The organism is Streptococcus sp. 4886, assembly GCF_013276485.1.
In the GTDB taxonomy this organism is placed as follows: domain Bacteria; phylum Bacillota; class Bacilli; order Lactobacillales; family Streptococcaceae; genus Streptococcus.
On sequence record NZ_VMLD01000007.1, the window covers coordinates 90,037 to 103,827 of the forward strand.

13 protein-coding genes are annotated in these 13,791 nt (G+C 38.2%); 2 read left to right on the forward strand and 11 right to left on the reverse strand.

The features are described from left to right. Nucleotides 1–586 precede the first annotated feature (586 nt). From HT679_RS03185 to HT679_RS03210, 6 genes are all read right to left on the reverse strand, one after another. Nucleotides 587–1,765, reverse strand: coding sequence for an acetyl-CoA C-acetyltransferase (locus HT679_RS03185; protein WP_173212935.1), 1,179 nt, complete (start codon nucleotides 1,763–1,765; stop codon nucleotides 587–589). Nucleotides 1,766–1,782: 17 nt separating this feature from the next. Further along, nucleotides 1,783–2,628, reverse strand: coding sequence for a 3-hydroxybutyryl-CoA dehydrogenase (locus tag HT679_RS03190; RefSeq protein WP_050242833.1), 846 nt, complete (start codon nucleotides 2,626–2,628; stop codon nucleotides 1,783–1,785). Nucleotides 2,629–2,709: 81 nt separating this feature from the next. Further along, complete coding sequence (locus tag HT679_RS03195; RefSeq protein WP_173212937.1) at nucleotides 2,710–3,918, reverse strand: acyl-CoA dehydrogenase family protein; 1,209 nt, start codon at nucleotides 3,916–3,918, stop codon at nucleotides 2,710–2,712. A gap of 523 nt (nucleotides 3,919–4,441) precedes the next feature. Beyond that, a complete protein-coding gene (gene raiA / locus HT679_RS03200; RefSeq protein ID WP_050073478.1) occupies nucleotides 4,442–4,990 on the reverse strand; it encodes a ribosome-associated translation inhibitor RaiA in 549 nt (182 codons plus the stop codon). A 79-nt stretch (nucleotides 4,991–5,069) separates the two neighbouring features. After that, complete coding sequence (locus HT679_RS03205) at nucleotides 5,070–5,732, reverse strand: ComF family protein (RefSeq protein ID WP_173212940.1); 663 nt, start codon at nucleotides 5,730–5,732, stop codon at nucleotides 5,070–5,072. Next, entirely contained in the window at nucleotides 5,729–7,027 is a 1,299-nt protein-coding gene (locus HT679_RS03210) for a DEAD/DEAH box helicase (protein WP_173212942.1), read from the reverse strand. Before HT679_RS03210 ends, HT679_RS03205 begins: the two co-directional genes overlap by 4 nt. 56 nt (nucleotides 7,028–7,083) lie before the next feature. On the opposite strand from HT679_RS03210, the gene HT679_RS03215 reads away from it, so the two are divergent. Both HT679_RS03215 and cysK read left to right on the forward strand, forming a co-directional pair. Beyond that, nucleotides 7,084–7,719, forward strand: a complete 636-nt coding sequence (locus tag HT679_RS03215; RefSeq protein WP_173212944.1) for a YigZ family protein — start codon at nucleotides 7,084–7,086, stop codon at nucleotides 7,717–7,719. A 284-nt stretch (nucleotides 7,720–8,003) separates the two neighbouring features. Beyond that, on the forward strand, nucleotides 8,004–8,930 hold the full coding sequence (gene cysK, locus HT679_RS03220) for a cysteine synthase A (protein ID WP_173212946.1): 927 nt from the start codon (nucleotides 8,004–8,006) through the stop codon (nucleotides 8,928–8,930). 121 nt (nucleotides 8,931–9,051) lie between these two features. Here cysK and tsf read toward each other — a convergent pair whose 3' ends face one another. The 5 genes from tsf to mreC form a co-directional block, all read right to left on the reverse strand. Beyond that, nucleotides 9,052–10,092 (reverse strand): translation elongation factor Ts, encoded by a 1,041-nt coding sequence (gene tsf / locus HT679_RS03225; RefSeq protein ID WP_173212948.1) that lies wholly within the window; start codon nucleotides 10,090–10,092, stop codon nucleotides 9,052–9,054. Between the two features lie 79 nt (nucleotides 10,093–10,171). Continuing rightward, nucleotides 10,172–10,951, reverse strand: coding sequence for a 30S ribosomal protein S2 (rpsB, locus tag HT679_RS03230; protein ID WP_000268466.1), 780 nt, complete (start codon nucleotides 10,949–10,951; stop codon nucleotides 10,172–10,174). A 224-nt stretch (nucleotides 10,952–11,175) separates the two neighbouring features. Continuing rightward, nucleotides 11,176–12,354, reverse strand: a complete 1,179-nt coding sequence (locus tag HT679_RS03235) for a CHAP domain-containing protein (RefSeq protein ID WP_173212950.1) — start codon at nucleotides 12,352–12,354, stop codon at nucleotides 11,176–11,178. Between the two features lie 93 nt (nucleotides 12,355–12,447). Further along, complete coding sequence (mreD, locus tag HT679_RS03240; RefSeq protein ID WP_061654453.1) at nucleotides 12,448–12,942, reverse strand: rod shape-determining protein MreD; 495 nt, start codon at nucleotides 12,940–12,942, stop codon at nucleotides 12,448–12,450. Beyond that, a complete protein-coding gene (gene mreC / locus HT679_RS03245; RefSeq protein ID WP_173212952.1) occupies nucleotides 12,942–13,760 on the reverse strand; it encodes a rod shape-determining protein MreC in 819 nt (272 codons plus the stop codon). Before mreC ends, mreD begins: the two co-directional genes overlap by 1 nt. Nucleotides 13,761–13,791 lie beyond the last annotated feature (31 nt).

Consider the following 13,791-nt stretch of genomic DNA (forward strand, 5'->3'; position numbering starts at 1 on the left):
TTTTTTGAGTACAGAGTACAGTGTCAACAAATACCGATACCAAATGTAAGAGCTTACATTTTTATGATAACTCATTTAAATCAATCCGTCTACTTAATCTTAGTTTATAATCCTATAAGTACAGCTTATAGTTTGATTTTGCTTCAAATAATCCCCATCAAATGAACGATAGCAATCACATAAATACATATATGACCATTAAAAAATAGTTCATTTCAACAATATCAACTACCTTAAGTCTAGGAAAATATATAGCGAAGTGAATCTGGACTAGTGCAATATCATTTCTAAACTATTATAAATTGATTTGAATTCAAAAATTAAATTATTAAATTCTTGTTTCAAATGTAGCAGCTACTTCTTAAACACCTATTCCTAACAGCTCTACTACAATTATTATCCAGCAGACTTAGATCTTAATTTAATCTATGTTCCATGACTGCTACTAACTTACACTATCAAAAATACCTTATCACGCAGCATCATGAAGAGCATGCGTGATAAGGTATAAGAATTATCAGTTTCCAAATAAAACTCTATTTAATAATGGTATATTAAAAGAAAGACATACGACATAAATAGTTCATTAGCGTTCAACGATAAGAGCTGTGCCCATACCGCCTCCAATACATAGAGTCGCTAATCCAGTTTTGACATCGCGCTTCATCATCTCATGTACAAGAGTCACTAGGATACGACAACCTGAAGCCCCGATTGGATGACCAAGAGCAATAGCACCACCGTTAACATTGACAATATCTGTATTGAAACCAAGCGTTTTACCAACCGCACAAGCCTGGGCGGCAAAGGCTTCATTTGACTCAATCAAGTCAAGATCATCAACTGTCAAATTGCCTTTTTCAAGAGCCTTGCGTGTCGCATAAATCGGTCCACATCCCATAATCTTAGGATCTAAACCTGCGCTTGCATAAGAACGAATGCGAGCAATCACTGGAAGTCCTAATTCTTCAGCTTTGTCAGCACTCATGACCAAGACAGCTGCTGCTCCATCATTGATACCAGAAGCATTCCCCGCCGTAACAGAACCGTCTTTTTTGAAAACAGGACGTAACTTAGACAAGCTTTCCAAGCTGGCATCTTTTCTAGGAAATTCGTCTGTATCAAAGACAACCGGATCTCCTTTACGTTGCGGAATGACCACTGGAACAATTTCTTCTTTAAAGCGTCCAGATTCTATAGCTGCCACTGCTCTTTTTTGTGATTCTAAAGCAAGAGCATCTTGATCATCTCTGCTAATACCATATTCTTCAGCCACATTCTCAGCTGTAATCCCCATATGATATTCGTTGAAGGCATCAGACAACCCATCTTTAATCATGGTATCAACAACGTTAGAGTCTCCCATACGTCCTCCCCAGCGGAAGTTTGGCAATACGTATGGAGCTTGACTCATATTTTCTGCCCCACCAGCTACGATAATATCAGCATCCCCACACTGAATAGCTTGAGCAGCCAATTGTACTGCCTTCAAACCTGAACCACAAACCTTATTGATAGTAAAAGCTGGTGTAAATTCAGGGAGTCCTGCATGAATACTCATTTGGCGAGCCACGTTTTGACCTAAACCTGCGCCTAGGACATTCCCCATGATCACTTCATCTACCTGCTCTGATTTAATATTCGCTTTTTCCAAAACACTCTTAATTACCAAAGAGCCCAATTCGACAGCTGAAATATTCTTCAAGCTTCCTCCAAAGGAACCCAAAGGAGTACGTACCGCCGATACAATAACTACATCTTTCATGACTACCTCCATTTTTTCTAGTAAGTAAAGAACCCTTCTTTTGACTTACGTCCCAATTTTCCAGCCTCTACCATTTTCTTCAAAAGAGGAGCAGGACGGTATTTTTGATCACCAAATCCTTGGTTCAAAACACCCATAATTGCAAGGCAAACATCCAATCCAATCAAATCGGCCAAAGCTAAGGGACCAATAGGATGATTCGCACCTAGTTTCATTGCCTCATCTATTTCTTCAGCACTAGCAACTCCTTCTCCTAAGATATAAATAGCTTCATTGATCATAGGAATCAATACACGGTTTACTACAAATCCATAAGAATCTTTAACATCAACAGGAGTTTTTCCAATTTTCTTTGTAAGTTCACGGATTTCTGCCACTACTTCATCCGAAGTCTGCAAAGCTTTAATCACTTCAACTAATTTCATCACTGGAGCAGGATTAAAAAAGTGCATTCCAATCACACGTTCTTGGTTCTTAGTTGCGGCTGCAATATCTGTGATAGATAGAGAGGAAGTATTTGATGCTAGAATTGTTTTAGAATCTGTGATTTCGTCCAATTGTTTAAATATACTGAGTTTAATATCACGATTTTCAGTCGCAGCCTCGATAACCAATTGTACATTTTTCGCGTCTTCGTATGAAGTAGAAGGAATTAAATTGGCAACCACTTTGTCTTTCTCATCTGCAGATAGACGTCCTTTTTCAACCGAACGTTCCAACTGTTTTGTTATGTTATTCAATCCTCGTTGAACAAATTCTTCTTTGATATCATTCAAATAAACCGTAAATCCAGCTTGAGCAAATACTTGAGCAATACCACTTCCCATCTGACCAGAGCCAATTATCATTACATTTGAGATCATTTTTTCTCCTTTTTATTCTAAGTAAATCACGTTATGAAGCAAGGACGATTGAAAACAAACCCTTCAATCGTCCTAGTTCTATTAAACAAATGCACCCAATCCAGTAATTTCACGACCTACAATCAAAGCATTGACTTCGTGCGAACCTTCATAAGTATAGATTGATTCCGCATCTGCAAAGAATCGTGCCACATCTGTTTCCAAAGTAATACCATTACCACCACATGTTTCACGCGCAAGAGCTACTGTTTCACGCATTACTAAGGAGTTATGCATTTTCGCTAGAGCAGAATTGAGCATCAACTCATTACTCTCTTCCTGCATTTCAGCAATACGAGTTGAATATGCAAGAGCTGCTACAGCATTGGCTTGCATTCTAGCTAATTTTTCTTGAACAATTTGGAATTTGGCAATCGGACGTTTAAACTGTTGACGGTCTTTTGCATATTTAAGAGCTGCCACATATGAACCACATGTTACTCCCATAGCAATATGCGCTACATCGGCACGAGTAAATGTTAGAATACGTGCTACATCTCCAAATCCATTGATGTTAACCAAACGATCTGAGTCTGGAACTTCTACATTCTTCATTGTAATATGACCATTGCGGATACAACGCAGTGCAATCTTATGTGGAATAGGCTCTGCATGGTAGCCAGGGGCACCTTTACGGACAATAAAACATTTCACCTTACCGTCTGCCACATCACGAGCAAATACAGGAACAACATCTGCTGTATCTGAACCACCAACCCAACGCTTTTCTCCGTTCAAAATCCACTTATCTCCAACACGCTCAGCAGTTGTTGATAGACCACCAGCGATATCAGAACCAGAAAGCGGTTCTGTTAAGGCAAAACATCCTTGCCAGTCAAATGAAGCCAACTTAGGAAGAAATTCTTTCTGTTGTCTTTCATCCCCACCCAATAAAATAGTGTTATAGCAAAGTCCCCCATGAACTGTGTAGAAAGTTGCGATTGAAGCATCGAAGCGAGCTAGTTCTAGATATAAAAAGGTAATATACAATTCAGATGGTTTATAACTTCCTTCACGCCCTTCAAACAATTTTGGATTGTTCATGATTTGAGCACCCTTAGCGACAGCGTAAAATTCCTCAAATGGGAAATCAGGTTTTTCCCAGTATTCGTTGATAACTGGACGTAGATGTTTTTCAATCAAACGACGAGTTTCTTGTAGTACTTCAGCTTCCCCTAATGTTAAACCATCAGCGTAATGAAAGAGATCCTCAGGATATAGTTCACGTAAAATTTCTTGTTTTGTTGCCATAGTTATGACTCCTTCTTTTATTTTAAGAACGCTTACATTTTATTGCTCGCTATTTGTTGACAAGTCCATTCTATCGCTTCAACCAGTATTTTGTCTACTTAATAAAAATGAATAGAGCTATAAGTTGAATTTATAGATAGTTCTTCCACTTACTTTTTGAAAATTTATCCATAGAGACAAGCCATCTCTCTTATATGAGCAATAACTTTTTCTTCCAAACTTCCATTCTACAATCTACACACCCTCTAAAGTCTCAGTAATTATTTAGATATCTATTACTCCTCATAGCTACTTGTATTACAAAAGACAAAATAGATAAAAAATACTTAAACTAAACACAGTCGCTTTATATAGTGAAATAAAATCTAAACAAATTGACTAGGAAATTCAATCCAATTACTAGCAATATTTTAGCACCTAAGACGTTCAACTCTAATTTCAATTAGCTACACAAACTCCCTCTTCCTTGAAATATAAAAAGTGATTTACCCGAAAGTAAACCACTTTTTATATTTCATTTTTCTTAAGATTCTTTAACTTCTAACAAGCCAATCTCGCCATCCTCACGACGATAAATCACATTGGTTGTCTGATCTTCAACATCCACATAGATAAAGAAATCATGTCCCAACAAATCCATCTGTAGAATAGCTTCTTCCAAATCCATTGGTTTTAAATCAATTTGTTTTGAACGAACAACTTTAGACTGGACAACATTTGAATCTTCCACCAAAGCATCTGTAAATAATTGACTAGTTGCTACCTTATTTTTATTTTTACGCTCGATTTTTGTTTTGTTTTTACGAATCTGACGTTCAATTTTATCAGTTACAAGGTCAATTGAACCATACATATCTTGAGACACATCTTCTGCGCGGAGAGTAATAGATCCAAGCGGAATCGTTACTTCCACTTTAGCTGTTTTTTCACGATAAACTTTTAAGTTAATTCGGGCATCCAACTCTTGTTCTGGCTGGAAGTACTTTTCGATCTTTTCGAGTTTAGAAACTACATAATCACGAATTGCTTCTGTTACTTCTAGGTTTTCACCACGGATACTATATTTAATCATATGAGTACCTTCTTTCTAAACATTTTTGTTTTTATGATTTTATTATAACGCTTTCATTCTATTTTTGCAAATTTTTTCCTCATCTTACAAGGGAAAATGTTTTTACATCCTCAGCACCAGCTTCTTCCAGCAGTTTCTTCACACGATTTATAGTTGTTCCTGTAGTATAAATATCATCTATAAGTAGGATTTTCTTAGGAATGCGGACTCCACTTTTAATAAAGAAAGGAAGTTCTGTCGCCAAGCGCTCTGAGCGACTTTTAGAAGAACTGGCTCGTTCTTCTCTTTTCTCTAACAAATCCAGGTACTTAAATCCTGCTGCATTGACCAAGCCCTCAACCTGATTAAATCCTCTGTTAGCATATCTATCAGGACTTAGGGGAATTACAACAAATTGGTACTCTTTGTACTTTTTCAACTCCTTACTTAAAAATGAAGCGAACACTTTTCTTAAAAGGAAGTCTCCGTCAAACTTATACCGACTGAAAAAATCCTTCATAGCTTGATTGTAAGTAAAAATCGCTCCATGACTAACCTCAACTCCTTCTTTACACCAAAATTGACAATCTTGACACTTTGTTGACAATCCTATTTTCATACAGTTTGGACAGTTCTCTTCCCCAATTCTTTCAAAAGTAGAATCACAATCTAAACAAAGACAGGAGGCATCATTCTTCAGAAGTAAGAGACTACTAAAAGTTAAAACACTCTTCATAGTCTGCCCACATAACAAGCACTTCATAGACCAGCCTCCTTATTCATCATCTGAATTTCCTTAATCGCCTTCTTGATTGAATCATTTAACCCATCATGGAAGAAAAGCAAATCTCCTGTCGGTCTATCCATGCTTCGTCCAACTCGTCCACCAATCTGAATCAAACTAGACTTGGTAAACAGACGATGATTGGCCTCTACTACGAAAACATCCACACAAGGGAAGGTAACTCCACGCTCCAAGATTGTCGTACTGATAAGTATTGTCAGTTCTCCATCTCGAAAAGCTTGCACCTGCTCTAATCGATCTTCTGTGACAGAAGACACAAAACCAATTTTCTCATTTGGAAATTGCTCCTGTAAGATTTCTTTTAGCTGCCCCCCTTTCTTAATTTCTGATGCAAAAATAAGCAACGGATAAGCTGTCTTTCTCTGCTTCTCAATATAAGACTTTAACTTTGGTGACAAACGATTCTTATCCAAATAGCGATTAAAATCCGATAACCAAACTGGCTTAGGAATAATCAACGGATTTCCATGAAATCGTCTAGGCAAACTCAATCGTTTCAATTCTCCTAAACGGACCTTTCTATCTAACTCATCGGTCGAAGTCGCTGTTAAAAAGATTCTCAGTCCATTCTCCTTTACACTATTCTTGACAGCGTGGTAAAGTGTTGGATTATCAACATAAGGAAAAGCATCTACTTCATCCACTATCAGCAAATCAAAAGCTTGATAAAATTTCAATAACTGATGGGTTGTCGCAACAACTAGTGGTGTTCGAAAATACGGCTCTGATTCTCCGTGTAGTAAAGATATATCGCAAGCAAAATCATCTTGCAGGCGCTTGTACAGCTCCAAACAAACATCTATGCGAGGACTAGCCAAGCATACTGCACCACCCGCATTGATCACTTTAGCTACTACTTGATAAATCATTTCTGTCTTTCCAGCCCCTGTCACCGCATGAACTAAAGTTGGCTCTTGCTTGTCTACTGCTTGAATCAATCCCTCTGACACTTTTTCTTGAAAGGGAGTTAATTGACCACGCCATTTAAGAACATCTTGCTTCGGAAAATCCTCCTGTGGGAAATAGTATAAAGCTTGATCACTCCTGACTCGCTTCATCAGCAAGCATTCCCGACAATAGTAAGCACCGATGGGCAAATACCATTCTTCTAGAATAGTACTATTACAACGTTGACAGAAAAGCTTCCCCTTCTCCTTTCTCATTGCTGGAAGTTTCTCCGCCAACTGACGTTCTTCTTCTGTTAATTCATTCTCAGTAAACAAGCGACCAAGATAATTTGGATTTACTTTCATACTTCTTTATTCGTAAAAACCTAGCGCTTTAGATGATTTTTTAGTACAATTAAATCATGGAATTTAGAACAATTAAAGAGGACGGACAAGTCCAAGAAGAAATCAAAAAATCCCGCTTTATCTGTCATGGCAAGCGTGTTTATAGCGAAGAAGAGGCTCGTGACTTCATTACCACCATCAAAAAAGAACACTACAAAGCGACGCATAACTGCTCGGCCTTTATTATTGGGGAACGTAGTGAAATTAAACGTACAAGTGATGATGGTGAGCCCAGTGGTACTGCTGGCGTTCCCATGCTAGGGGTACTAGAAAATCACAACCTCACCAATGTCTGTGTGGTAGTGACACGCTACTTTGGTGGCATTAAACTAGGCGCTGGAGGACTCATTCGTGCTTACGCCGGCAGTGTTGCCTTAGCTGTCAAAGAAATTGGTATCATTGAAATAAAAGAACAGGCTGGCATTGCTATTCAAATGTCTTATGCTCAGTACCAAGAGTACAGTAACTTTCTTAAAGAACATAATCTCATGGAGCTGGATACAAACTTTACAGATCAAGTCGATACGATGATTTATGTTGATAAAGAAGAAAAAGAAACTATTAAATCTGCACTTGTGGAGTTTTTTTATGGAAAAGTCACTTTAACTGATCAAGGTTTACGAGAAGTTGAAGTTCCTGTAAACTTAGTGTAAACAATGGATAATACAGTGTTTCACTGATATTTCCACCGCTACTTTAATTAGCAAAATAAAAAGATGCGTACCAAAATATACTAGAAAATGAAGCAATTCAAAAAGAAAATGGATAGCGTTCTCCTTTACACCTATTTACTAGAATTAGCCTAACACAATCTCTTAAAATTAATGGCTTAGACCTATGATATAAAAAAATCCTATCGCTCCGATAGGATTTCTATATTTTACAAATGGTATAGTTAGCGTTATACTAGAAATATCTTATACAAAGAGGTATTCATATGTCTATTTATAACAACATTACTGAACTAATCGGTCAAACTCCGATTGTTAAACTCAACAACATTGTGCCAGAAGGTGCTGCAGATGTCTATGTAAAACTTGAAGCATTTAACCCTGGTTCTTCTGTAAAAGACCGTATTGCTCTTAGCATGATTGAAAAAGCTGAACAAGACGGTATTCTAAAACCTGGTTCTACTATTGTTGAAGCAACAAGTGGAAACACTGGTATTGGACTTTCATGGGTAGGTGCTGCTAAAAGGTATAAAGTCGTCATCGTTATGCCTGAAACTATGAGTGTAGAACGACGTAAGATCATCCAAGCCTATGGTGCTGAACTCGTCCTTACGCCTGGTAGCGAAGGAATGAAGGGTGCTATTGCCAAAGCTCAAGAAATCGCTGCTGAACGTGATGGTTTCCTTCCTCTTCAATTTGACAACCCAGCAAATCCAGAGGTACACGAAAGAACAACAGGAGCTGAAATACTAGCTGCTTTCGGTAAAGATGGACTAGATGCCTTTGTTGCTGGAGTGGGTACCGGTGGAACAATTTCTGGTGTTTCTCATGCACTCAAATCAGCAAATTCAAGTATTCAAGTTTTTGCAGTAGAAGCAGATGAATCTGCTATTCTATCTGGTGAAAAACCTGGTCCTCACAAAATTCAAGGTATCTCAGCTGGATTTATTCCTGATACACTTGATACAAACGCCTATGATGGTATTGTTCGTGTAACATCAGATGATGCTCTTGCACTCGGACATGAAATTGGTGGAAAAGAAGGCTTCCTTGTAGGGATTTCTTCAGCTGCAGCTATCTACGGAGCCATCGAGGTTGCCAAAAAATTAGGTACAGGTAAAAAGGTCCTTGCTCTAGCACCAGATAACGGTGAACGTTATCTCTCTACAGCACTCTATGAATTTGAAGTTTAGTCTCCTAAATACAATTGGCCCTTATTATAGGGCTTTTTATTTTTACCTTGAAAATAGGAAGTTCTCCCTATAAGGATCGACTGCATAGAAAAAAGGAAGCAAATTTACTTCCTTTCTATAATTAGTTATTCAAGGCTGCTGCCATTGTAGCTGCAACTTCAGCTTCAAAGTCGTTTGCAGCTTTCTCAATACCTTCACCAACTTCAAAGCGAGCGAACTCAACTACTGAAGCGTTAACTGATTCAAGATATGCTTCAACTGTCTTGCTGTCATCCATGATGTAAACTTGTGCAAGAAGTGTGTAAGCTTGGTCAACTTTAGTATTGTCAAGCATGAAGCGATCCATTTTACCTGGGATGATTTTGTCCCAGATTTTTTCTGGTTTGCCTTCTGCAGCCAATTCAGCTTTGATGTCAGCTTCAGCTTGAGCAATAACATCATCAGTCAATTGTGCTTTTGATCCATATTTCAAGTGTGGAAGAGCTGGTTTGTTAACCATTGCACGGCTTTCGTTATCTTGGTTGATAACGTGGTTCAATTGTGCCAACTCATCTTTAACGAATTGTTCATCTAATTCTTTGTAAGAAAGAACTGTTGGTTTCATCGCTGCGATGTGCATTGACAATTGTTTAGCAAGTGCTTCGTCTCCACCTTCGATTACAGAGATAACACCGATACGTCCACCGTTGTGTTGGTAGGCTCCGAAGTGTTGTGCATCTGTTTTTTCAATCAAAGCAAAGCGACGGAATGAGATTTTTTCTCCGATAGTCGCTGTTGCAGATACGTATGCAGCTTCAAGAGTTTCACCTGAAGGCATTGTCAAAGCAAGAGCTTCTTCGTTATTAGCTGGTTTTCCTTCAACGATTACTTTAGCTGTTGCGTTTACCAACTCAACAAATTGAGCGTTTTTCGCAACGAAGTCAGTTTCAGCATTTACTTCAACAACTGCTGCAATGTTACCGTCAACATAAACACCAGTCAAACCTTCTGCAGCAACACGGTCAGCTTTCTTAGCTGCTTTTGCCATACCTTTTTCGCGAAGCAATTCAATCGCTTTTTCGATATCGCCTTCCACTTCAACCAATGCTTTTTTAGCGTCCATAACACCAGCACCAGATTTTTCACGCAACTCTTTAACAAGTTTAGCTGTAATTTCTGCCATTTTGATTCTCCTATATTTTTTAAAAATAGGAGAGCCGGGCTAAGCCCCGCCCTCCTAGGTAATTACTATTTATTATGAATTAAGCGTTGTCGCCTTCTACAACTTCAACGATTTCTTCAATTGAATCTGCTTGAGTTTCTGAAGCTGCAAATTCTGCTTCAACTGCTACTGCATCCTCACCTTGACGTCCTTCGATGATAGCGTCAGCCAATTTAGCTGTGATCAATTTAACAGCTCGGATAGCATCATCGTTAGCTGGGATGATTACATCGATATCATCTGGATCAGTGTTTGTGTCAACCATCGCTACAACTGGGATTCCCAATTTTTTAGCTTCTTTAACAGCGATTTGCTCTTTATGTGGGTCAACTACGTACATCACATCTGGGATACGAGGCATATCTTCGATACCACCCAAGAATTTTTCAAGACGTGCACGTTGTTTGTTAAGAAGTGCAACTTCTTTCTTAGGAAGAACTTCGAAAGTTCCATCTTCTTCCATACGTTTGATTTCTTTCAAACGAGCGATACGTTTTTGGATTGTTCCCCAGTTTGTAAGAGTTCCACCCAACCAACGGTGGTTGATGAAGTATTGACCTGAACGTACTGCTTCTTCAGCAACTGCATCAGCTGCTTGTTTCTTAGTACCAACGAACAATACAACTGCATCGTTAGCTGCCGCATCACGCATGAAGTCGTATGCTTGGTCAGCGTATTTTACAGTTTGTTGCAAGTCGATAACGTGGATTCCGTTACGCTCTGTAAAGATGTATTTAGCCATCTTAGGGTTCCAGCGACGAGTTTGGTGACCAAAGTGTACACCAGCCTCAAGAAGTTGTTTCATTGAAATTACTGCCATGAGTATTTCTCCTTTTTGTTTTTTTCCTCTTCTTGACTTCAACTCGCAAAACGACCCAAGAGCAACTGCTTCACAATTCATCAAGAATGAGTATTATCGTTCACACGACAATTTTCATTTTACCATACTTTTCCAATATTTTCAAGCTATTTTGATATAATTTTTAATAGTTATTGTCTCTGGTAAAAACTGAAAAAGAGGGCTCTATTCGAGTCCCTCTGTAATTAGTCTGCATAAATATATGTCACAAAACCTTCAGAAGTCGTTGTTGGATTAAACCATCCACGGTGGTTTCCAAGTGTGCGATTACCTGCATAGTTTGATTCTGATACTTGAATACGTGTTGTTGATTCAACAGCTGTAACAACCGCTACGTGTCCATATCCACCATCGTTCCAACATGCAATTGCTCCAACTTGAGGGGTTGAACCTGTACGGAAACCTGCTGCTGCTGCACTTGTGGCCCACTGTGCTCCATTACCCCAATAGTCTCCAGCCCAAGGTGCTAATGTTTTAACTCCCCAGGTACATTCTCCAATTGGATAAGTTGAGGCATCCGTGTTATATGTTGGACGTACTTTAGCCTGAACAGGTGCTACTGCAGATTCAGATACTGCTTGTACCTGTGCTGTTAGGTTTGTATTACCTGAAGCAAGTACTGATTGTTGTTGGCTAGCTTGTTTTTCTTTATAAGCTGCTTCTGCTGCCGCAGCTGCACGTGCCTCTGCCTCAGCTGCTGCTTTTTGTTCCAATAGACTTGCTTTTTCCCCTTCAGCTGTCGCTTTCTCAGCAGCAAGACTCAATTCAGCAGCTTTTAGTTCTGCCTGTTTAGTAGTCAATGCTTGAGCATCATCTGCCAATTTTTGTTGATTAGCAATTACAGTATTGATTGCTTCATTGTTTGCTACTTGTTTTTCAGAAATAGCTTTTTTATCTGCCTTTTGTTGTTCTAACATTTTGTTATTCGCAGATACGATTTCACTCATTGCAGCAACACGTGAAATAGCTTCTGTAATTGATTTTGAGTTTACGATTGTATTGATGTAGCTAGTTGCGGCTCCATTTGTTTGAGCACTACGAGCTTGTTTTTCCAAAGATTGGTTACGAGAAACAATGTTTTTAGAAAGTTCTGTAATCTCACCCTCGAGTTTCTTAGATTCTGCTTGTAATCTATCATTTTCAGATTGCAAGTTAGATTGCTCTGCTTGAATAGCAGATACTTGCTCCTGAATTTGATCAACTTGTTTTTGTGCTTCTTCTTGTTGTGCTGTTAAGTTACTAATTTTATTATCTTGAGCAGCAATTTTGTCATCAGTCGTTTCTGCATGGGCAGTCGTCAATACTGCTGCCTGGGAAACCATTACTGTACTTAATAAAAGCGAGGCTAAGATTTTTTTCTTCATGGTTAATAAATACTCCTTCTGTTTAAGACAATACTAGTATACCAAAAAAAACTCCAATAAATATTACGCCTTTGTTACATTTATATGTCGTTCTTATAGATAATATTTTTCAAAAATAAATTGAAAAACAGTAATCCATAAAAAATTTAAAATCATCGTCGGTACCAAGCTATAGACTATAAAAATCGACATGTTATCCACTGTCAGCCCTACCATAAAAGCCAAAAGATAACTACCCATTTCAAACAGGAAGGTCAGGACAATCATAGAGAGCATTCGTGTCCAACGATTCAACAAAATAACACTATTCAATTTATGAAGAAAGGCTCCCAATAAGATAAATAAGAGAGTTGCAATCCCTATTAGATGGAAAAAGTAAACATCGTAAACCAAGCCTATCACAAAACAATAGACTAGGTAGAGATACTCTGATACTTCTATCGTCTCAAACAAGAGAAATAGAAACAGAAAATGACTAGCTAAATGTACATGGGGGAAAAATGAGCCCAGAAGCTGGCTAATATGGGCGTCAATTAGAACAAAGAAAGGGAGCAATAAAAACACTCCAACCCGCTTCAACTGTCTCATTATGAATTCCCCACTAATTCTATCACATCCACATTATGAGTATCTGCACTCAATTTAACAGTTACTTCTCGTGTCAAATAGTCTGTACTATGCGTTGTGGCAACCACTTCACCAACAGGAATATCCGTAACGTTAAAGTTTCCTAATCCACCCGTTGTCACCTTATCGCCTGTACTAATATCGCTATTACTATTTAATTGACTAATTTTAAGAACTTCATTTTCCTTGTCGTAGCCAACAATAATTCCATAAATTGTAGTAGTGCCGTGTTGAATTTTAACAGAAATCTTATCAGTATTTTCCGTATTTGTCAGAAGGTTGACCATAGTAGAGTTGTCCTCCACTTTTGAAACACTCCCAATCAAGCCACCATTTGCAATAGCTAACATGTTCTCAGAAGCACCTTTTGATCTACCTGCATCTAAGGTCAACTCCTGCTTCCAAGATACCGGAGAACGCATAATAACATCTGCTGCTAAAGTCTTTGTGGCTTGCAATTTAGACCTCATATCAAGCAATTGGCGCAATTGTTCATTTTCTGTCTTTAAACTTTCCGCCTCATTTGATTTGACTTCTAACTGGTAAATCTGTTTCTTCAAACTTTCATTTTCATTATATGTTCGTGTCAAATGAGCCAAATCTGATTTGACAGAATCAAACCACCGAAAAGGTTTTTGTACAACCCTATCAACCAATGAAATTCCATCTCCTAATTTTGTCACAATTGTACTTGAATAAGTCGTCGCCAAGAGAGCTGATACAAGCAGAACAGTGACAAAAACAATAATGACATATTTTGATTTTTTAAAACGGTTCATATCCCTACCTTTATATCAAAAACTGTTACAG